This window comes from uncultured Gulosibacter sp. (assembly GCF_963509965.1).
In the GTDB taxonomy this organism is placed as follows: domain Bacteria; phylum Actinomycetota; class Actinomycetes; order Actinomycetales; family Microbacteriaceae; genus Gulosibacter.
Genome location: NZ_CAUPDE010000003.1, coordinates 23,110 through 43,605 on the forward strand (window position 1 = coordinate 23,110; position 20,496 = coordinate 43,605).

A 20,496-nucleotide genomic window follows, 5' to 3' on the forward strand; every position below is an offset into this window, starting at 1 on the left:
AGTAGCAAATCCTCGTGCGGTGTTTACCCTGGCAAGTCAAACGTATCTAGTTGCTGAGCAAGACCTCAATAAGAAAGGCAAGGTTCAGGAAAGTTGGCCTAGTTGCTCGGACGATTCGGGCGCTCGGTGAGACCCGTGCCGCGGTCACGGCGTTCGTGGCGGCCGAGTAGCGACGCCGGACGCAGAGCATCCCGACCAAACTTCGCCGTGGCCACGTCCACGGCCCGTTCGGCCGCATCCCACTCGTCATCGTGCTGTTCGTCCCAGAGCGTGAGCGCCGTCGCTTCACCCGCCGGGGCCAGCTGATCGGCACGCACCCCAATCAGCCGCACCGCCTGGCCCTCGTGATGCATCCCGGCCAGCAATCGCGCGGCAGCCCGAAACAGCACCAGTCCCGTGCTCGACGGACGTTCGAGCCGTTCCTGCCGCGTGATCGTCTCAAAATTAGCCCAGCGCAATTTCACCGCAACCGTGCCCGCAACCAAATCTGCTTTCCGCAGCCGCTGTGCCACCGCATCCGCCTGCGCCCGCACCTCGCGTTCGAGCTCGGCATGTGAGGTGACATCCGCCGAAAAAGTCTGCTCGTGCGACACCGACTTTTCTTGATGCTCGATCACCACCGCCCGATCATCCCGGCCCCACGCGAGTGCCGACAGCCGCTGTGCCATCGCTTTACCAGCGAGCCGTTCGAGCACCGGCACGGGGGTGTGTGCCAGGTCGAACACCGTGTTGATGCCGCGACCGTGCAATTTCTCAGCGAGTTTGCCGCCCACTCCCCACAGTGCACCCACCGGCAGCGCGTGCAAAAAGGGAAGCGTCTCATCGGGCGAGATCACGAGCATCCCGTCGGGTTTGCATTTGCCGCTCGCGAGCTTCGCCACAAACTTGCTGCTCGCCGCCCCCACCGAACAGGTCAGCCCGGTTTCGGCAAGCACGCGGCGACGAATGAGCCGGGCGATTTCACTTGGTGACCCAAACAGTTTGGTCGCCCCCGACACATCCAAAAATGCCTCGTCGATCGACAGCGGCTCGACCAGCGGCGTGATGTCGTGAAATACGCGCATCACCTCAGCACTGGCGGCACGATACTTGTGCATCTGCCCCGGAATCACCACCGCCTGCGGGCAAAGCTGCAGCGCACGGCCAATCGGCATGGCGGCGTGCACCCCGTATGCGCGCGCCTCATAGCTCGCCGACGAAACCACTCCCCGGCTGCCGTTACCACCAACGATTACCGGTTTGCGGCGCAGCTCGGGGCGCTCGAGCTGCTCTACCGAGACGAAAAACGCGTCCATATCGACATGCAGGATCGTGGCACCGGTATCGTCGCCGCCGGTGCCGGTGATGCGGCCACCGAGATCCTTCTTCGTCACCCCTCCAGATTGGCATGAGCCACCGACGTTTGGTAGCAGCTGCCGCGGGGCGAGCAAGTGGCTGTGCTCCGGCACGGGCTGCGGCGAGCGGGCGCAGATGTCTCGTAGGATTTACCCCATGCGTGCACAAGAGTTCAATGCCAAGCGCGGCTGGCTGGCCAGCTATGCCGAAAATGTTCCCGCCGATATCGAGCCGGTAACCGGGTCGCTCTACGACGAACTCGCATCGCGGGCCGCCGACTATGGTGACTCGCCAGCGCTCGAGTTTTTTGGCCGCGAACTCACTTTCGCCCAGTTCCACAAACAGGTGCTGCGCGCAGCCAAGGGCCTACGCCGCCTCGGCGTAGGCAAGGGCGACCGGGTGGCGCTCATTATGCCCAACTGTCCGCAGCACCTGATCGCCTACTATGCGGTGCTGCGGCTGGGCGCGGTCGCTGTTGAGCACAATGCGCTCTACACCCGCGACGAGTTTTACACCCAGTTTGCTGACCACCGTGCCGAATACGTCATCGCGTGGGACAAGGTCGCGCCGGTCATTCAAGGCTTTGCCGAAGAGCTCAGTATCAAGCACATCATTTCGATGAACATGACTCGCGCCATGCCGCTGAAAATGCAGCTCTTGCTGCGTCTGCCGGTGGCAAAAGCCCGCGAGAGTCGTGAAAAGCTCACCGCACCGGCACCCGGGACCATCCCCTTTGAACAGCTGCTGAAGCACGGCGAACTGCCCGAAACCTTCCCGAAGCCCGGCACCGATGACATCGCCTCGCTCGCCTACACCTCGGGCACCACCGGTGCACCGAAGGGCGCCATGCTCTCGCACAGCAACCTGGTTTCAAACGGCCGCCAGGGCGCGGCATGGATGCCCGAGTTCACCCCCGGTGAAGAAACTATCTACCTGTTCCTGCCGCTATTCCACACGTTCGGGATGCTGCTCGGTGGCTTGTACGGTGTGGTTTCGGCATCGCGCGTGGTACTTTTCCCGACGTTCGACCCCGACATGGTGGTCGAGGCATCGAAGCGTCACCCGGCAACTTTCGTTCCGGGGGTGCCGCCCATGTACGACCGGCTCGCGCGCGTGGCCCGCGACAACCCCGAACTCGATCTCTCGCACGCCCGCTACGCCATGAGCGGTGCCATGACGCTCACCAATGCCATCGTTGACCGCTGGGAGGCGGTTGCCGGCGGCAAGCTCAACGAGGGTTACGGTCTCACCGAAGCCTCGCCGTTTGCGATGGTGAACCCGTTTGGCCCCACCCGCAAGGTCGGCACCATCGGTGTTCCGGCGCCTTCCACACTGATGCGCGTGGTCGACCCGAACAATCTTGAAAAAGAAGTTGAGTTCGGCGAGGTCGGTGAGCTCGTCATCAAGGGCCCGCAGGTGTTCCAGGGCTATTGGAACAACGAAGCCGAAACCAAGCAGGTCATGCTGCCGGACGGTTGGCTGCGCACCGGCGATCTGGTCACCCAGGATGAAGACGGTTTCGTTACCGTCGTCGACCGCAAGAAAGAAATCATCATCACCGGTGGATTTAACGTGTCGCCCTCCGAGGTCGAGCAGGTGCTGCTGCAGGCACCGGGTGTGCTCGAGGTCACGGTGGTCGGTATCGCCCGTGGCAGCAATAAGGCCGAGTCGATCACCGCGGTGGTTGTGCCCGACCCCGAGGTGGGGTTTGACGAGCAGGCGGTGCGTGCCCACGCCCGTGAGCACCTGGCAGAGTACAAGCGTCCGCGCAGCTATGTGATCTGGGATGAACTGCCGAAGTCGATGCTCGGTAAGGTGTTGCGCCGCAGCGTAAAAGAAACGCTCACCGCCAATCCGAAGGCCACCCGCGTCGCCAGCGACGACGAATAGCGCACAGCTGATAGCGGCGACAGCCGGCACGGTTACACTGTAGCCCGTGACCGAATCCGCGAATCTTGCCCCCACGCACGGCATGATGCCCGAGATGCCGCCGCTACCGAAGACGATGGCCGAGCTTGAGGCAATGCCTCCCCTGGATGCGTTCCTCGCCACGCTCAACCTCATCGATACCGGCGCGCGCACCACCGAAGACATCTTCACCGGCGCCAGCCAGTGGATGCCCGGCGGGAGCGTCTTCGGCGGTCAGGTGGCCGCCCAGTCGATCGTGGCGGCCACTCGCACGGTGCCCGATGACCGCAAAATTCACTCGATGCGTGGCTACTTTCTGCGCCCGGGCGATATTCAAAAACCCATCACCTTCTCGGTCAATCGGATTCATGACGGCAAGTCGTTCTCGACCCGTCACGTGGAGGCGTTCCAAGACGGGCTACCAATCTGGTCGATGATCTCGTCATTCCAGGTGGAAGAAGCAAGCGCAGTCGACCACGGGTTCCCGATGCCCGAAAACCTGCCGATGCCCGAATCACTGCCGAGCGAAGCCGAACTCGTTGAGAAGGCCGGGGTGAAGCTCGCGAACTTCTGGGTGCATCGCCGCCCGTTCGTGATGCGCCACGTCGACGGCCCGATCTACCTGCAGCCGAGCGCCTCCCGTGAACCTTTCGACCATGTGTGGGTGAAATCGGCCGCGCCGCTGCCCGACGACCCCATCGTGCACGCCGCGGCGATCGCCTATCTGAGCGACTATGTGATGCTTGAGCCGACGCTGCGCCGCCACGGCCTCACCTGGATCGATCCGCGCCTGCGGGTGGCAAGCCTCGACCACGGCGTGTGGTGGCACCGCTTTGCCCGCGCCGATGAGTGGATGCTGCTGCGCATCAAATCACCAAATGCGCACGGCGGCCGCACGCTCGCACAGGGCTACCTCTATACGCGAGATGGCAAGCTCATCGCATCTATCTCGCAGGAAGCGATGCTGCGACTTAAAGAGGGCGCACCCTCACGCCTTGCCGGCGCTACCGTACCCGAGACGCCCGCAACCTAACGATCCGGCGCCCCGAGATCGCGGAAATAGCACCCGGACCGCCGACCAATTGGAGGCTGTCGGTAGCCGAAAGCATGGTGCGGGCGAACCATGCGCACCGGCAAGCGTTAGATTCGTAGCAAAGTTCGCCCGAAAACAGTGTGGGCCGGTGCCCTATCAGCACCGGCCCACACGTGCCACAGTTGGCGGGGTTATTGCGCGGCGCGTTCGAGAATGATCTCGCGCACGCGGCCGGCATCGGCCTTACCCTGCATGGCCTTCATCACGGCGCCAATGATCGCACCGGCGGCCTGCACCTTGCCGTCGCGGATCTTTTGCAGCACATCGGGCTGGGCAGCGAGCGCATCATCCACGGCGGCGATCAGTGCACCGTCGTCTGACACCACGGCGAGGCCACGGCTGTCGACCACCTCACGCGGCGAGCCCTCACCGGCAAGCACACCCTCAAGCACTTGGCGGGCGAGTTTGTCGTTCACAACGCCCTCGCTGATGAGCGCTTCGATTTCGGCAACCTGCGCGGCAGTTGCGAGTTCGGTGGGGTGCACCTGGCGCTCGTTGGCGACGCGGCTGAGCTCACCCATCCACCATTTTTTGGCACCCGCTGCCGAGGCACCCGCGGCGACGGTTTCGGCAACCGCGTCGAGCAGCCCAGCGTTGACGATATCCATGAACTCTTGGTCACCAAAGCTCCATTCACCCTTGAGCCGGCGGCGGCGCAGCACTGGCTGCTCGGGAAGCTCGGCACGCAACTGCTCAACCCAGGTGCGGTCGGGGCGCAGCGGCATCAGGTCGGGTTCGGGGAAGTAACGGTAGTCGTCGGCGTCTGACTTGGGTCGGCCCGGCGAGGTGCGCCCGGTGTCTTCGTGCCAGTGGCGGGTTTCTTGTGTCACCGTACCGCCGGCTTCAAGGATGGCGGCCTGGCGCTGAATCTCGTAGCGCACTGCCCGCTCGATCGAGCGGAACGAGTTCACGTTCTTCGTTTCGGTGCGGATGCCGAGTTTTTCGGCGCCGCGCGGCCGCAACGACACGTTGGCATCGCAGCGGAGGTTACCGCGCTCCATTCGCGCTTCTGATACACCCAGCGCACGCACAATGTCACGGATGGTTGAGACATAGGCGGCGGCGAGTTCGGGGGTGCGGGCCTCGCCACCGAAGACCGGCTTGGTCACGATCTCAACGAGGGGCACACCGGCGCGGTTGTAGTCGACCAGCGAGTGATCGGCACCCTGGATGCGGCCGGTTGCGCCACCGACGTGGGTGAGTTTGCCGGCGTCTTCTTCCATGTGGGCACGCTCGATCGGCACCGAAAACACCGTGCCGTCTTCGAGCTCAACCTCGACCTCACCATTGAACGCGATCGGGTCGTCGTACTGCGAGATCTGGTAGTTCTTCGGATTGTCGGGATAGAAGTAGTTCTTCCGCGCGAACCCCGACTCTTCAGCGATTTCGCAGCCGAGGGCGAGCCCCAGGCGAATCGAGTGCTCAACCGCCTGCTGGTTTACCACCGGTAGCGTGCCCGGCAGGCCGAGGTCGACCGGGCCAACGAGCGTGTTGGGCTCGGCATCGTCGTACTTGCCATTGGCCGGGTTGGGCGTGGGCGAAAACATCTTGGTGTCGGTGTTGAGTTCAACATGCACCTCGAGGCCGATGACCGGCTCGTATTTTTCGAGCGCTGCCTCGTAGTCCATTAGATCGGGACGAGCCATTATCGTGCGCCTTCCTTGAGCTCGGGAGCGGCGGCCAGCAGCGTGCTACCGCGCTCGGTGTCGAGCGCGCGTTCGATCGCAGCGCCCACAGTGTAGAGTCGGGCATCTTCGCGGGCCGGGGCCATCAGCTGTAGCCCCACCGGCAGCCCGTCAGCAAGCCCCGAGGGCAGCGACAGGGCTGGCACGCCCGAGAGATTTGCCGGGATGGTGGTGAAGTCGGCGTAGTACATGGCGGTGAGGTCTTCCACACGCTCGCCGAAACGGAACGCCACCGAGGGCGAGGTGGGCGCGGCCAGCACATCCACCTCGCTGAACGCACGCTCAAATTCGCGCTGCACCAGCGTGCGCACCTTCTGAGCTGAGCCGTAATAGGCGTCGTAGTATCCGGCCGACAGCGCGTAGGTGCCGAGCAGGACGCGGCGCTTGACCTCGTCTCCGAACCCGGCCGCGCGGGTTGCCGACATGACGGCTTCGACATTGGCGGCGCCGGCGTCGTCGACGCGCAGACCGTACCGCACCGAGTCGTAGCGAGCGAGGTTGCTCGATACTTCGGCGGGCATCAGCAGGTAGTAGGCGGCGACGGCATACTCAAACGTGGCGGTGTCGATCCAGCTGATTTCGGCGCCAAGTTCACGCAGCGTCTCGAGTGCTTTTTCGAAGCTCTCGCGCACGCCCGGCTCGCAGCTTTCAGCATCGGCCAGTTGTTTGGGTACGCCCACACGCAGCCCCTTGACTGCGCCCGGCTCGTGTCCGGCGCGGGCAGCGTCGGCAAATGACGGCCACTCTGTGTTGAGCGAGGTCTGGTCTCGCTGGTCGCGACCGCCGATGATGTCGTGCAGCAGCGCGGCATCGAGCACGGTGCGCGCGGCGGGGCCGATCTGGTCGAGCGACGAGCCCATCGCGAGCGCACCGTATCGGCTTACGCTGCCGTAGGTGGGTTTCATACCGACGGTGCCGGTCACCGATGCGGGCTGACGAATCGAACCGCCGGTGTCGGTGCCAAGCGCGATCGGTGCCTCGAATGCGGCCACAGCTGCGGCTGAACCACCGCCCGAACCGCCGGGGGCGCGGTCGAGATCCCAGGGGTTGTGGGTGGGGCCGTAGGCCGAGAACTCGGTTGAACCACCCATCGCGAACTCGTCGAGGTTGGTTTTACCGATGATTGGGGTGCCTGCGGCACGCAGCTGCTCAACCACATGCGCGTCGTACGGTGGCTTCCAGCCCTCGAGGATGCGGCTGGCAGCGGTGGTTTCGAGGCCGCGGGTGGCGATATTGTCTTTCACCGCCACGGGCACACCTGCTAGCGGTGAAAGCGTTTCACCGGCTGCCAGACGACGGTCAACTTCGGCGGCCTGTTCGAGCGCGCCCTCGGCGTCGACTTTGAGAAATGCGTGCACCGCACCGTCGACCGCGTCGATGCGGTCGAGGTGCGCCTGGGTAACCGCAACCGAGGTGGTGTCGCCGGCGCGGATAGCGGCTGCAAGCTCAGCGGCACAGCTACGAGTGAGTTGTTCAGTCATGCGCTCTACTCCCCTACTGTTCTTCGCCAAGGATTGCGGTGACCCGGAAGCGGGTGTCGTCGTGGTCGGGGGCTCCCGCGAGCGCGTCATCACGGTCGAGGACCTGGCCCACTTCATCGGGCCGAGTGACGTTGTATTCCACCAGCGGGTGGCTAGCCGGGGGCACCTCGGGGGTGGCTACTTCTTGCACTTTTTCGATGATGTGCTGCAGGTCGACGAGCTGTTCGGTCATGCGCGCTACCTCTTCATCGGTGAGGTTGATTCGGGCTAGGCCAGCCAGGTGCTCGACGTCGGCCGCGGTGATCTCAGACATTGCGCTCCGTAATCGATGTCGGATGGGAACTGGTCAAGTCTAGTTCGCCATCGTGGCGGTGGAGCTTAATGCTGTTGATACGGCGGCGGGGGCTGCTGTCCGTAGGGGGGCTGCTGCGGGGGCTGCGGCCTTGGGCCCTGCCACGGCTGCGGCCCTGGGCCCTGCCACGGCTGCGATCCTTGCCCCTGCCACGGCTGTGCCCCGGGGCTCTGCCGCTGCTGTTGTGGCCACTGCGGTGGCTGGGGCTGGTTGGGTCGCTGCGGCGGCGCCTGCCACTGCTGTTGCGGCGGCCACTGCTGTTGCGGTTGTTGCGCCGGTGCTGGTTGAGCCGGCGTTGGGTGAGCTGGCGTCTGTCGCGGGGGCTGCGACCACTGCTGCTGCGGGAGTGGAGGCTGGTGTTGCCCGGGTGCTTGCGATTGCATGCCGAACGGCTGTTGCTCACCAAATTGTGGCTGCTGCTGCGGGCTCAGCATCTGTTGTTGGTTCGGCATCTGCTGCGGGCGCTGCGGCAACCGGCCCGGCGGTGTCCATGAGGGCTGCTGTGGCCCCTGTGGCCGAGACGATTGTGGCGTCGGTGGCGGTGACACCGGTGCCTGTGAACCCTGCCCCGGCCACATAGGCGGCTGCCCCTGCGGTGGATGAAATTGTTGCGGTTGCAGAAGTTGCTGCGGCTGCCACGGCTGTTGCGGCCCGGGTGAGGGGCGCTGAGGCGCAGGCGATTGGTGTTGCGAATGCTGCAATCCTGATGCCGGCTGTTGCGGTAACGGTGGCAGCTTTGGAAGGGATGGCGCGGTATGCGGATGCCCGGCATCGGCGCCGGAGGCTGACGGTCTCGGCACTGCGGGCCCAGGCACAGAGGGCCCGGGAAATGAGGGCCCGGGCACCGAGGGCTCAGGTGAGCTTGCAACCGCAGGTTCCGATTCGACCGCGCCAAATAGGCCGGCTGCAGTGAACGCCGGGGCATCAGCGTCTTGCTCGGCAGCCGCATCCAGCTGCGGCGCATTGATCGGCGTCGCGGCGAAAACAAATGGTGAAGGGCCGAATGGCGATTCATCGTCGAACTCAAACTCGGCAACCATTCGTTCCGACGATTCCCGCGCCGAACGCCTGCTGGCTTCATCTCGTTCTGGATTGATCGAAAGGATGCGACCTTCAGCGTCGAAAGTGGCGGTGACCTTGCCATCCGCAGCTAAGACGCGCATCCCGTTTTCATCGATCGTTTCGCGCTCAGCTCCAAGTAGTTTGAGGTATGCCTCGAACGCGGTGCGGTGCTGGTCGATGGTTTGCAGCGCAATGCCGCTCATCACGATGTCAACCAGTGCGTTTGCGGCGGGAACCTCAAGCCGACCCGCATCGACGCTCAACACCGCCAATTTGCCGGGTGCGGTTTCAATGCGCAGCCAGTGGGATGCATCACTCAGGTGTTCTGCTGCCAGTTGCAGCGGCAGAGACGCCGTCTCGTGCAGCTGCACCCGAGGGTTCACCAGCGCTGCAATTGCGCGGTGTTCACCCACCTCGTGCACCAAATGTGCGAGCTTCAGCACCGAGTCGGGAACGCCGATGGCCTCTTGCCAGGCCCAGGTCCAGGTTCCCGCGGTCTTATCAATGGTGGCGATGAACTGTGCCGGTAGATCGCGTGAGCTGTCGCCAACGTGTGCGGTCACGGATGCCTGCGCCGGATTGAAGGTCCAGCTTGCGCCAGGGAACTGTTCGGCAAGCTCGCGTTCAGCCTGGACATGCGCGAATAGGGCGCCGGCAGCCAGGTCGATCAACGACTCGTCTTGCACGTTGTGTTTCCTCCTTGTACGGGCGCGTGCGCGCTCCAACTCGGCAAGGGTACCCAATATCCGCAACACTAGGTTTGCCAGTAGTCGATAACTGCCGGTGAAAGAATTGACTCACTCCACTCTCGCTGTTGAAAGAGCCCAGCCATGCACGATCGCATCACACTTCGGTTTCTCGCCGCTCCCACCGATGAGACCCGTGATGGATTGAGCATCCAGGCCGGAAGAGTTCTCGAATGGATTGATAAGGCGGGTTACGCCTGCGCCGCCGGATACAGCGGGCACTATTGCGTGACCGCCTACGTTGGCAACGTGCACTTTTCTCGACCGATTCGCCCTGGCGAGCTCGTTGAGGCAACCGCCCAGATCATCTACACGGGCCGCACGAGCATGCACGTGCTGGTCACCGTTGAGTCGGCCAGCCCATGCACGGGCGAGTTTTCGCTTGCCACGCGGTGTTTGCTCGTGTTCGTCGCCATGGATGATGATCGCAGGCCCGTCGAGGTGCCGAAATGGCGGCCGCGCACGAGTGAAGATGAGCGGCTCTCGGCGGATGCTGTCGAACGGCTTGAGGCCCGTAAACAGATCCACCAAATCACCCTTGCCCAAGAGTTCAGCCACAAGGGCACGACACCGGCGCTGACGCTGCGGTTTTTGGCGAACCCAACGGATGTGAACTGGGGCGGGAATGCGCACGGTGGCATTGTGATGCGTTGGCTAACCGAATGCGCGCAGACACTTTCGACCAGCTTTGTCGGTGAGCAGACGGTGTGCGTGTATACCGGCGGTATTCATTTTCATGCACCGGTACACATTGGTGATGTCGTGGAGGTTGATGGTCGGATCATTCACACCGGCCCGCACTCGGTACACATTTCGCTGCGCGTGCGCTCGACCGATCCGCGCGATATGCAGTTCAAGCTCACCACCCGCTGCACCATGGTGTTTGTGCACGTGGGCGACGACGGCAAAGCCGCCGAAGTGCCGCAACTGGAGCTCAAAACCGAAGAAGACCGTCGCCTCGATGCGCACGCGCTCGACCTCATCGCCCGCCGCAAGCGACTGCATCCGCTACCGACGCCGCGCCGCTGAGCCGCACTCGACGCGGCTACCCATAACTGACGCGGTTATTCGCTATTGATGAGGTGCGCAACCGCATCCGGACCGCCCGCAACCAGCAGCGCAAAACCGGCCGCATCCAGCACCGGGATGCCGAGTTCTTCTGCCTTCGCGAGCTTCGAGCCAGCCCCCGGCCCGGCAGCCACATAGTCGGTTTTCTTCGACACGCTCGATGCCGCCTTACCGCCGGCCTGAATAATCGCTTCTTTCGCCGATTCGCGCGAATAGCCCTCGAGTGTGCCGGTGGCCACCACCGTCAGACCGCTCAGTGGGCCACCAACCTCCGCCGCAGCGCCAGGCCCCGGATGCCTAGGAATCTCCCACCGCACCCCGGCAGCAGTCCAGCGCTCGATAATCTCGATATGCCAGTCGACCGCGAGCCACTCGATGATCGACTCGGCAATAATCGGCCCCACACCCTCAACCGAGCTCAACTCATCAACACTCGCCGCACGAATCGCCGCCAGCGAACCAAACCAGTCGGCCAGCGCCCGGGCCGCAACCGGGCCCACGTGGCGAATATTCATCGCCACCAGCAGCCGCCACAGCTCTTTGGTCTTCGCTTTCTCGAGCTCAGCAATCAGTTTGGTTGCCTGCGCCGAGGGTTCAATAACCCGATAATCCTTTTTGAAACCAGCCTGACGACGCTGCGCTGCCGTCATCTCGGCGGCCGCAGGCGGATACTCCAACCGCGAACGCTGGAACGGCGCACGACGCACCGGCTCACCGTGATCGTCGACACGCTCCTCACCAGTTTCGCCATCTCGCACCACCACCACGATCGGCACAAGCTGGTCGACCGTGAGATCAAATAGCCCCGCCTCGGTGGTCAGCGGTGGTTCAGCAGGATGCTCGGGCTGGGTCAGCGCGGCCGCGGTCACCTCGCCGAGCACCTCCACATCGAGTGCTCCACGCGAGCCGATGTGTTCGATTCGGCCGCGCACCTGCGCGGGGCACGAACGCGCATTCGGGCAGCGCAGGTCGACATCGCCCTCCTTCATGGGGCGCAGCTCGGCACCGCACTCGGGGCAGTTCTTCGGCATCACAAACTCGACTTCGCTGCCGTCACGGGCTGACATCACCGGGCCCAAGATCTCGGGGATCACATCGCCCGCCTTGCGCAACACCACGGTGTCGCCGATCTTCACACCCTTGGCGCGCACCACATCCTGATTGTGTAGGGTCGCCTGCCTCACCACCGAACCGGCAACGAGCACCGGGGTCATTACGGCATACGGGGTGGCGCGTCCGGTGCGGCCCACTCCGATGCGGATCGCCTCAAGTTTCGTGTGCACCTCTTCGGGCGGGTATTTGTAGGCGATCGCCCAGCGCGGCGCCCGCGAGGTGGCCCCGAGCTTGCGGTGTGCCGCCAGCTCATCGACCTTGACGACAATGCCATCAATTTCATGTTCGATACTCGCGCGCTGTTCGCGATACTGCGCAACAAAATCGATCACCGCATCGGTGGTCGGCAGCACCCGCACATGCGGACTGGTGGGGAGCCCCCAGCCTGCAAGCAGCTCATAAATCTGCGATTGCCGCTGCTTTGGCGGATTGGGCCAGTCGCCGATGCCGTGCACGTATAGCTGCAGCGAACGAAGTCGCGCCATACCCGACTCGTGTTCGAGACCGGTTTTCTTGTCGATCTGCTGCCGCAGACCGCCACTGGCCGCATTGCGCGGGTTTGCGAACGCGGGGAAGCGATTTTCGGCGCGGCGCTGCGCCTGTTTCTGGGCGGTTGCATCCCACTGGCCGCGATGCTGCGAGCGCAGCTGCGCCACCACGCGTTCGCGCAGATCAAGCTGCAGTTGGTTCAGCTTTTCGAAGGCGGCCACCGGGATGAATACCTCGCCACGCACCTCGAACGCATCCGGGTGCCCCTCACCTTCGAGCAGCTGCGGAATAGCCGGAATATGCTGCACATTCGCGGTGACATCTTCACCCGTGACGCCGTCGCCGCGAGTGGCTGCGCGCACGAGTCTGCCATGCTCGTAGCGCAAATTAATTGCCAGACCGTCAATTTTGAGTTCGCTCAACCACTCGACTTCGCCACCAACAGCCGCCCGGGTTTTCGCCAGCCACTCACGCAGCTCGGCAACCGAGAACACATTGTCGAGCGAGAGCATCCGCTCGCCATGCACCACCGGGGCGAACAATTCTGCCACGCCACCGCCCACACGCTGAGTTGGCGACTCGGGATCAACCAGCTCTGGATACTGCACCTCAAGTTCACGCAGCTCGGCCATTCGTGCGTCATACTCCGAGTCGGGTACGAGCTGCTCATCACGCTCGTAGTAGGCCGCCGACCACTCGTCGAGCTGGGCACGCAACTGGCTTGCGCGAGCCGAGGCTACCGCGCGTTCATCCCGCAGCTGACCGCTCATGCTTCGGTTCGTTCGTCAAGAAAGAGCTGCAGCTGCTTACGACCCGCGCCAAGCAGCCATTTTGCTTTCTGCTCGGTTTTCTTTTCGGCGTGCGCAGCACTGGTGGTGTCGAAGTAGACATAGCCCACCCCGATACCAAAAATCGCCACGGCCACCCCAACAAAAATCCAGAACCAGAGCATGTCGGGCTGCATCAGCAAAATCGACAGTGCCAGCACGATGCCCGCAACGATCAACCACATCAAGATGGCGGCGATCCAGTCGACGACCGCGAACTTACGCGCCTTCGGCGTACATTTGGCCGCGAGTTCGGCGGCGGTGTCGGTGAACTTCGACTCGTAGTCGGCACCGGCACGCTCGCGGTCGTGGGGGTGCGGGTACCGCTTTGCCCAGCGTTCAACCTGCGTCAAAAACTCGTCGAGTGCCTCACCGTCACGCAATTGTGGGGCGCCATCGCGCGCTCCCCCGGTGCTCATTGACACGGTCGCAAACCCATCCCTTCCCGGTCGGCCCGGTGACGAACAGCTGTCGCCACGCTCGGCCAGTCTAGTCGGGCTGGCGGCGAGTTGCCGCTGCCCGGCACCGGATAAAAGCCGGCCAGAGGGCCCGGTTAGGCAGCCGGCGCCGACTCGCCGGTTTCGACGGCCGACCCGGTGCGGTCGATGGTGAAGGCCCCCACCACTCGTTCGCCGTCGTACACCACGGCGGTCTGCCCCGGAGCTACCCCGTGAATTGGTTCGGTCAGCCGCACTGCCACCTCGACTCCGGGTTCGGTGGCGTCGGGGCGGGTGAAGATCTCGGCGACACGGCGAACGAACATTCCCGGCACCGGCTCACCGTGCGCGCGCACCTGCACGAGGCAGTCAAAACGATCACTCTGCGGCGTGGGGCCAGCCCAGTTGAACCGCTGCCCAGAAACCTCGCCGATCGCGAGCGCGGCCCTCGATCCCACCGTCACCTCGTTGCGTTCGGTGTCGATGCCGAGCACGAAGCGCGGCGAACCATCGGGGGCAGGTCGACCGATATTGAGCCCCTTGCGCTGGCCGATGGTGTAGGCCGCGGCACCGGCATGTTCACCGATTTGGTTGCCAGCCGTGTCGACGATGGCGCCGGGGCGCATCGGGATGTGATCACCCAGCCACGTGCGGGTGTCGCCATCGGGAATGAAACAGATGTCGTAGCTATCGGGTTTGTTGGCGGTGACGAATCCGCGCCGCTCGGCTTCTGCCCGCACCTGCGCTTTCGATTCGTCGTCTCCAAGGGGGAACCAGCAGTGCTGCAGCTGCTGCTCATTCAGCACCGCCAGCACATACGACTGGTCTTTGTCGTGTTCGGCGGCGCGGCGCAGCTCGCGAGTGCCGTCGGGATGCTCGACCAGCCGCGCATAGTGCCCGGTCACCACACAGTCGAAACCGAGATCGAGCGCTTTTTCAAGCAGTGCCGCGAACTTGATCTTCTCATTGCAGCGCAGGCACGGGTTTGGGGTGCGGCCCTGGGCATATTCTGAAATGAAGTCGTCAACCACGTCTTCGCGGAATCGCTCCGAAAAGTCCCACACATAGAAGGGGATGTCGAGCTCGTCAGCCACGCGGCGCGCATCCACCGCATCTTCGATGGTGCAGCAGCCGCGCGACCCGGCACGCATAGTGCCACCGGCGCGCGAGAGTGCCAGATGCACACCAACCACGTCGTGTCCCGCGTCGACGGCGCGCGCAGCTGCCACCGACGAGTCGACCCCACCGCTCATTGCCGCCAGTACCTTCATGGGTACCAGTGTAAGAGCCGCTACACCTCGCGGTGCGAGAACCCGGCTTTGCGGGCGCGCTCATACGCCTCGGGCAGCACTTTGGCGAGCGCCTCGAGTTCGTCGTCGCTGGTCTGCGCACCCACGGTCATCCGCAGCGCGCCCAGCGCCTGCTCGTTCTGGTAGCCGCAGCCAATGACCGCGTGGCTGGCCTCGGGAATACCGGCATGACAGGCCGAACCGGTCGATACCGAAACACCCGCCACATCCAGCAGGTACACGAGCGAATCACCCTGACAGCCGGGGAAAAGAAAGTGGGCGTTACCGGGCACCCGAGCCGCCACCTCGACACCGCCGTCGTTGAGCGTCGCATCGGGGTCGGCACCGGTGAGGATCGCGTCGGGCACGGCCTCACGCACAATCTCAATCACCCGATCGCGCCGCTCACGCAACTTGGCGGCATGCTCAGCCAGCCACTGCTCATCAGCAATGAGCTCGGCAACGGCACCAAACGCGACCGCACCCGCCATGTTCTGGGTGCCCGATCGCAGCCCGTACTGCTGTCCGCCGCCATGGATGAGCGGGTCGAGTTTGGTGCCGCGGCGCAGCGCCAGCGCACCGATGCCCACCGGGCCACCAGCCTTGTGCGCCGAAACCGCAATCGAGGTCACACCCCACTCGTGCAGCGACACCGGCAGCGAGCCGTAGCTCGCCACCGCGTCGATGTGCACCGGCACTCCGGCCGCGTTCGCAAGTTTGGCGACCGAGCGCACCGGCTGCACCGTGCCAATCTCATTGTTGACGTGCAGCATGGCCACCAGTGCCGTGCGATCGTCGAGTTCGCGCTCCAGCGCATCCAGATCAATCACACCCGTCGTGTCAACCGGCACGATCACCACTTCGGCACCGTAATGGTCACGCATCCAGGCCACCGTATCGAGCACCGCATTGTGTTCGATCGCGGTGGTGATGATGCGTGGTCGCTCAGCATCGCGGTTACGCGCATGCCACAGTCCCTGAATGGCCGTGTTGTCGCTTTCGGTGCCACCCGAGGTGAGTACGGTCTCAACCGGCTCGGCGCCAAGCGAAGCCGCTATCGCTGCCCGGGCACGTTCGAGCGCGCGGCGGGCATGTTGGCCGTGCGTGTGAATCGAGCCCGGGTTTCCGATCTGGTCAACCGCTGCCACCAGCGCCGCCTTGGCGGCCGGATGCATGGGTGCGGTCGCGGCATAGTCAAGATAAGCAACCATGCATGACATTCTGACATCTGCAGCCGGTTAAACTCTTGCGGTGTCCGCTGACGGCCGAGCAGTTTGGCCGTGACCTGCTGAGGATTTTCATGACCACACCAGACTTTGCCGATCTTGGCGTAACACTCACCGAATCCGGCGGCCGCTTGCGAGTGTGGAGCCGTCACGCCACCGCCATGGATCTCGTGCTCTTCGAAGGCGGTGCCGAACAGTTTTCACTGCCCATGCACCGCATGGGTGAAACCTGGGAGGTCACCACCGCCGAACTGCGCCCCGGCCGCCGCTATGCGCTGCGGGTTGACGGCCCCCAGGGAACGGCCCACCGCTTCGACCGGTTCACCACGAGTCTCGACCCCTACGCTCGCCACGTCGAAAACATCGGTAGCGACACCACGCCCCGCTGGGTTGCCGTGGTGGTGGCCGACGACGAGTTCGATTGGGGTGCAACATCTCGCCCCAACACGCCCATGCGAGACACCGTCATCTACGAACTGCATGTGCGCGGGTACACGCAACTTGCGCAATTCGTGCCCGAACCACTGCGCGGCACCTATGCGGGGCTCGCCAACGCAGACATCATCGCCTATCTCAAACAGCTCGGCGTCACCGCGGTTGAATTCCTTCCGGTGCAGGCATTCGGTAGCGAACAGCATCTGCGCCAGCAGCAGCTCACGAACTACTGGGGTTACAACACGCTCGGTTTCTTCGCCCCACACGCGCCCTATGCATCCGAAGCCGCCCGCCAGGCCGGGCCCGAGGCAATTGCCCGCGAGTTTAAAGAAATGGTGCGCACGTTCCACGACGCCGGGCTCGAGGTCATCCTGGATGTGGTGTACAACCACACCGCCGACGAACACGACAATGCCCCGCAGGTGCTTTTTCGCGGCATCGACAATGCCGTCTACTACCGGCTCGGCGACAACGGTCGACTCAACGATGTCACCGGATGCGGCAACTCGGTCGACACCTCACAGCCGGTGGTGCAGCAGCTCGTGCTCGACTCGCTGCGGTACTGGCATGAAGAGTTCGGCGTCGACGGTTTCCGTTTCGACCTCGCCCCGACACTTGGCCGCAACGAACACCACGAATATCACCGCGACCACCCACTGCTGCAGGCAATCGTTTCTGATCCGCGGCTGGCCAACGCCAAAATCATCGCCGAGCCGTGGGATGTGGGGCTCGGCGGCTGGCAGACCGGTAATTTCCCGCTGGGATGGTCGGAGTGGAACGACCAATACCGCAACCGAGTGCGCCGCTTCTGGGTTTCGAGCTTCGCACAGGCCCGCATCACCGGCCACCACCGCGAAGGGGTGGGCAAGCTGGCAACCGCGCTCGCGGGTTCATCCAATCGCTTTGCCGACGAACGCGGCCCGGTGGCGAGCATTAACTTCGTGACCGCGCACGACGGGTTCACCATGCAAGATCTGGTGAGCTACAACACCAAACACAATCTGCTCAACGGCGAACTGGGCCGCGACGGCAGCAACGACAACCACTCGTACAACTTCGGTTATGAGGGCGACACCACCGACGAACAGACACTCTTTCTGCGCCGCCTGGCAGCGCGCAACCTCTTCGGCACACTGCTCATCTCGGCCGGGGTGCCGATGATCACTGCCGGTGACGAGTTCGGCCGCTCGCAGCAGGGCAACAACAACCCCTACAACCAAGACAATGAAATGTCGTGGGTGCACTGGAACTGGAACAAGCAGGCACGCGACCGCATTAATCACGTGCAGCTGCTGCTGAAGATTCGTGCCGAACACCCCGTGCTGCGCCCCACCCACTACAACCACGGCCGTGAACTGAGCGAACATTCCACCACGCTCGAATGGTTCGACGCGCTCGGCGAGCCCATGCCTGAGTGGGAGTGGAACTCGCCACAAACCCGGTCGGTGCAGTATCTGGCTTCGATGAAGCTCACCGAAGGAGTCGACCGGCTGCTCGTGGTGGTGCACGGCGTCAACGATCCCGCTCCGTTCCGGCTGCCGAGCGTTGATGGCGTTGCCGAATACCGACTGCTGTGGGACTCAGCCATCGATGATGTGCAGCATCTGCGCACCGATTCGATGGCGATCGCCGCGCCCGGCCAGCGACTGCATGTCACCGGCCCGTCGATGCGGGTATACGCCGTCAATCACCGCGCCATCACCGGGAACACCGCGCCGATCCCGCTGCCGTAGCGGCGGCACGGCGGGCGTTCAGCTAGTGCCCATGCGCGGTTACCCGAACTTGCTAGCGTCGAAACCGTGGCTGAAAAACCTGCATCGAACCAGTTCCCTCCCCGCCTTCCGCTGCGCCGCCCCGAAACTGGCGCAGCCCCCGAGCGCGCACAAGCCTTCCCCGGTAGCGGTTACGAACCCGTGATCGGCCGCATCCCGATTCTCGACCTGCGCCCACAGATCACCGACAATCTTTTCCCCGCCAAGGCTTACCAGGGCGAAGTGGTGCCGTTCTCATGTGTCGCTTTCCGCGAGGGGCACGACGTGATCGGCACGCAGCTGGTGCTCACCGACCCGCAGGGGCAGTCGCGCCGCATTCGGATGCACGCAGGTCGCCCCGGCCTTGACGAATGGGTGACCACCGTACAAGTGCAGGCAACCGGCGACCACCGCTGGTATGTGGAGGCGTTCGGCGACGACTACGCCACCTGGATGCACAACGCCACGATCAAAGTGCCCGCCGGCATCGATGTTGAGCTGATGCTCGAAGAGGGAGCCCGAGTGGTTGAGCGAGCCGCCGCCAACCGCGAAGCACTCGCCACAGCACCGGCCGTCGGCAACCAGCTGCGCGCCGCTATCAAGCAGGCACGCGACACCTCGATTCCCGCAAACACGCGCCTGGCGACGCTCACCACGGCCGCAATCCAGCGCCACCTGCACGAACACCCGGTGCGGTCGCTGGTCACCAAATCGGCCGAGCGTGTGCTCAAGGTAGAACGGCTCCGCGCCGGGTTCGGTGCCTGGTACGAGTTCTTCCCGCGCTCTGAGGGTGCCCGCCCCAACGGTGACGGTTCGTGGACTTCCGGCACCTTCGCCACGGCTAGCGAACGCCTCGACGGTGTCGCCGAAATGGGGTTTGACGTGGTTTATCTGCCCCCGATTCACCCCATCGGGCTCACCAACCGCAAGGGACCAAACAACACGCTCACCGCCGGCCCCAACGACCCCGGTTCGCCCTGGGCAATTGGCGCCGCAGCCGGCGGACACCGGGATGTGCATCCCGACCTTGGCACCGTTGACGATTTTGTTGCCTTCCGCCGCCGCGCCGAAGCACTCGGCCTCGAGGTCGCACTCGATCTCGCGCTGCAGGCAACCCCCGACCATCCGTGGGTGAGTGAACACCCCGAATGGTTCACCACTCTCGCCGACGGCAGCATCGCCTACGCCGAAAACCCGCCGAAAAAGTATCAAGACATTTATCCGCTCAACTTCGACAACGACCGCAACGGTCTCTACACCGAAGTGCTCGAAACGGTACAGTTCTGGATCGCGCAGGGCGTAAAAATCTTCCGTGTCGACAATCCACACACTAAGCCGCTGCAGTTTTGGGAGTGGCTCATCCACGAAATCAATGCCGAACACCCCGAGGTGATCTTCCTCGCCGAAGCTTTCACCCGGCCGGCCGTGATGACCGCGCTCGCCAAGGCCGGATTCCAGCAGTCGTACTCATACTTCACCTGGCGTAACAGCCGTGACGAACTGCACGAGTTCATGAACTGGATCTCACACGAGACCAGCTCATTCATGCGCCCCAACCTCTTCGTGAACACTCCCGACATTCTCACCGAATACCTGCAGCAGGGAGGTCGCCCCGCCTACGAAGCTCGCGCCGTGATCGGCGCGATGGCCGGCACCAACTGGGGGGTGTACTCGGGGTATGAGCTCATCGAAAACGTTGCCCGTCCAGGTTCCGAAGAAAACATCGACAACGAGAAATACGAGTACAAACAGCGCGATTGGGACACCGCCGAAGCCACCGGGCAATCAATTGCGCCGCTGATTCGTCGGCTCAACGAGATCCGCCACAGCCAGCCTGCACTCGCGCAACTGCGCAACTATGTGGCGCACTACGCCGACACCGACCAGCTCTACGCTTTCTCGAAGCACCTCGACGGTGCCCACACCGAATCGGGCGCCCCGAACTCGATCATCGTGGTCGTCAACCTCAACTTCCACGACACGGTCGAGTCGACCCTGCACCTCGACCCCACAAGCTTCGGCAAGCTACCCGGCAGCCGGTTCCTGGTAGAAGACCTGCTGTCGGGTGCGGTGTGGGAGTGGGCCGACGCCAACTACATTCGTCTCGGCCCCGGCCAGGCCCACATTCTGCGCGTGCAGCACTAGCACGCATCCTTCTCGAAGCACCGGTCGGCTGCAGCTGCAGTCGGCCGGCGCTCA

General features: G+C 63.8%; 14 protein-coding genes. 5 read left to right on the forward strand and 9 right to left on the reverse strand.

Annotated features, from left to right (window positions below):
* Positions 1-98: 98 nt before the first annotated feature.
* Positions 99-1,373: a DNA polymerase IV gene (dinB, locus tag RQ865_RS03305; RefSeq protein ID WP_311477512.1), complete on the reverse strand. Its 1,275-nt coding sequence runs from the start codon at positions 1,371-1,373 to the stop codon at positions 99-101.
* A gap of 118 nt (positions 1,374-1,491) precedes the next feature.
* Here dinB and RQ865_RS03310 point away from each other — a divergent pair, with 118 nt between their 5' ends.
* A complete protein-coding gene (locus tag RQ865_RS03310) occupies positions 1,492-3,225 on the forward strand; it encodes an AMP-binding protein (protein WP_311477514.1) in 1,734 nt (577 codons plus the stop codon).
* Between the two features lie 115 nt (positions 3,226-3,340).
* Positions 3,341-4,276: an acyl-CoA thioesterase gene (locus RQ865_RS03315; RefSeq protein ID WP_399521798.1), complete on the forward strand. Its 936-nt coding sequence runs from the start codon at positions 3,341-3,343 to the stop codon at positions 4,274-4,276.
* A gap of 191 nt (positions 4,277-4,467) precedes the next feature.
* Here the strand turns inward: RQ865_RS03315 and gatB are convergent, their stop codons facing one another.
* The 4 genes from gatB to RQ865_RS03335 form a co-directional block, all read right to left on the reverse strand.
* Positions 4,468-5,982 (reverse strand): Asp-tRNA(Asn)/Glu-tRNA(Gln) amidotransferase subunit GatB, encoded by a 1,515-nt coding sequence (gene gatB / locus RQ865_RS03320; RefSeq protein ID WP_311477517.1) that lies wholly within the window; start codon positions 5,980-5,982, stop codon positions 4,468-4,470.
* The gene (gene gatA / locus RQ865_RS03325) at positions 5,982-7,502 is read right to left on the reverse strand and encodes an Asp-tRNA(Asn)/Glu-tRNA(Gln) amidotransferase subunit GatA (protein ID WP_311477519.1); all 1,521 of its coding nucleotides are present in this window, start codon (positions 7,500-7,502) and stop codon (positions 5,982-5,984) included. Before gatA ends, gatB begins: the two co-directional genes overlap by 1 nt.
* A 13-nt stretch (positions 7,503-7,515) precedes the next feature.
* Positions 7,516-7,815 carry an Asp-tRNA(Asn)/Glu-tRNA(Gln) amidotransferase subunit GatC gene (gatC, locus tag RQ865_RS03330; RefSeq protein WP_311477521.1) on the reverse strand — a complete coding sequence of 100 codons (300 nt, stop codon included), beginning with the start codon at positions 7,813-7,815 and terminating at the stop codon, positions 7,516-7,518.
* A gap of 65 nt (positions 7,816-7,880) precedes the next feature.
* Complete coding sequence (locus RQ865_RS03335) at positions 7,881-9,602, reverse strand: DUF6882 domain-containing protein (protein WP_311477523.1); 1,722 nt, start codon at positions 9,600-9,602, stop codon at positions 7,881-7,883.
* Positions 9,603-9,746: 144 nt separating this feature from the next.
* On the opposite strand from RQ865_RS03335, the gene RQ865_RS03340 reads away from it, so the two are divergent.
* Positions 9,747-10,691, forward strand: a complete 945-nt coding sequence (locus RQ865_RS03340) for a hotdog domain-containing protein (RefSeq protein WP_311477524.1) — start codon at positions 9,747-9,749, stop codon at positions 10,689-10,691.
* 35 nt (positions 10,692-10,726) lie between these two features.
* Here the strand turns inward: RQ865_RS03340 and ligA are convergent, their stop codons facing one another.
* The 4 genes from ligA to RQ865_RS03360 form a co-directional block, all read right to left on the reverse strand.
* Complete coding sequence (gene ligA / locus RQ865_RS03345; protein ID WP_311477525.1) at positions 10,727-13,102, reverse strand: NAD-dependent DNA ligase LigA; 2,376 nt, start codon at positions 13,100-13,102, stop codon at positions 10,727-10,729.
* Positions 13,099-13,584 carry a hypothetical protein gene (locus RQ865_RS03350; protein WP_311477526.1) on the reverse strand — a complete coding sequence of 162 codons (486 nt, stop codon included), beginning with the start codon at positions 13,582-13,584 and terminating at the stop codon, positions 13,099-13,101. The genes ligA and RQ865_RS03350 overlap by 4 nt, the downstream gene beginning before the upstream one ends.
* 128 nt (positions 13,585-13,712) lie before the next feature.
* Positions 13,713-14,867: a tRNA 2-thiouridine(34) synthase MnmA gene (gene mnmA, locus RQ865_RS03355; protein ID WP_311477528.1), complete on the reverse strand. Its 1,155-nt coding sequence runs from the start codon at positions 14,865-14,867 to the stop codon at positions 13,713-13,715.
* A gap of 20 nt (positions 14,868-14,887) precedes the next feature.
* Positions 14,888-16,096 carry a cysteine desulfurase family protein gene (locus tag RQ865_RS03360; protein ID WP_311477529.1) on the reverse strand — a complete coding sequence of 403 codons (1,209 nt, stop codon included), beginning with the start codon at positions 16,094-16,096 and terminating at the stop codon, positions 14,888-14,890.
* An 89-nt stretch (positions 16,097-16,185) separates the two neighbouring features.
* Between RQ865_RS03360 and glgX the strand changes: the two genes are divergently transcribed.
* Positions 16,186-18,279, forward strand: coding sequence for a glycogen debranching protein GlgX (gene glgX / locus RQ865_RS03365; RefSeq protein WP_311477531.1), 2,094 nt, complete (start codon positions 16,186-16,188; stop codon positions 18,277-18,279).
* A 180-nt stretch (positions 18,280-18,459) separates the two neighbouring features.
* Positions 18,460-20,442, forward strand: a complete 1,983-nt coding sequence (locus tag RQ865_RS03370) for an alpha-1,4-glucan--maltose-1-phosphate maltosyltransferase (RefSeq protein ID WP_399521799.1) — start codon at positions 18,460-18,462, stop codon at positions 20,440-20,442.
* The last annotated feature ends 54 nt before the right edge of the window (positions 20,443-20,496 follow it).

Bases quoted from the DNA above. Each gene is read 5' to 3' on its own strand.
- gatC (WP_311477521.1), bottom strand. From the start codon at position 7,815: ATGTCTGAGATCACCGCGGCCGACGTCGAGCACCTGGCTGGCCTAGCC.
- ligA (WP_311477525.1), bottom strand. From the start codon at position 13,102: ATGAGCGGTCAGCTGCGGGATGAACGCGCGGTAGCCTCGGCTCGCGCA.
- glgX (WP_311477531.1), top strand. From the start codon at position 16,186: ATGACCACACCAGACTTTGCCGATCTTGGCGTAACACTCACCGAATCC.
- RQ865_RS03310 (WP_311477514.1), top strand. From the start codon at position 1,492: ATGCGTGCACAAGAGTTCAATGCCAAGCGCGGCTGGCTGGCCAGCTAT.
- mnmA (WP_311477528.1), bottom strand. From the start codon at position 14,867: ATGAAGGTACTGGCGGCAATGAGCGGTGGGGTCGACTCGTCGGTGGCA.
- RQ865_RS03360 (WP_311477529.1), bottom strand. From the start codon at position 16,096: ATGGTTGCTTATCTTGACTATGCCGCGACCGCACCCATGCATCCGGCC.
- gatB (WP_311477517.1), bottom strand. From the start codon at position 5,982: ATGGCTCGTCCCGATCTAATGGACTACGAGGCAGCGCTCGAAAAATAC.
- gatA (WP_311477519.1), bottom strand. From the start codon at position 7,502: ATGACTGAACAACTCACTCGTAGCTGTGCCGCTGAGCTTGCAGCCGCT.
- RQ865_RS03340 (WP_311477524.1), top strand. From the start codon at position 9,747: ATGCACGATCGCATCACACTTCGGTTTCTCGCCGCTCCCACCGATGAG.
- RQ865_RS03315 (WP_399521798.1), top strand. From the start codon at position 3,341: ATGGCCGAGCTTGAGGCAATGCCTCCCCTGGATGCGTTCCTCGCCACG.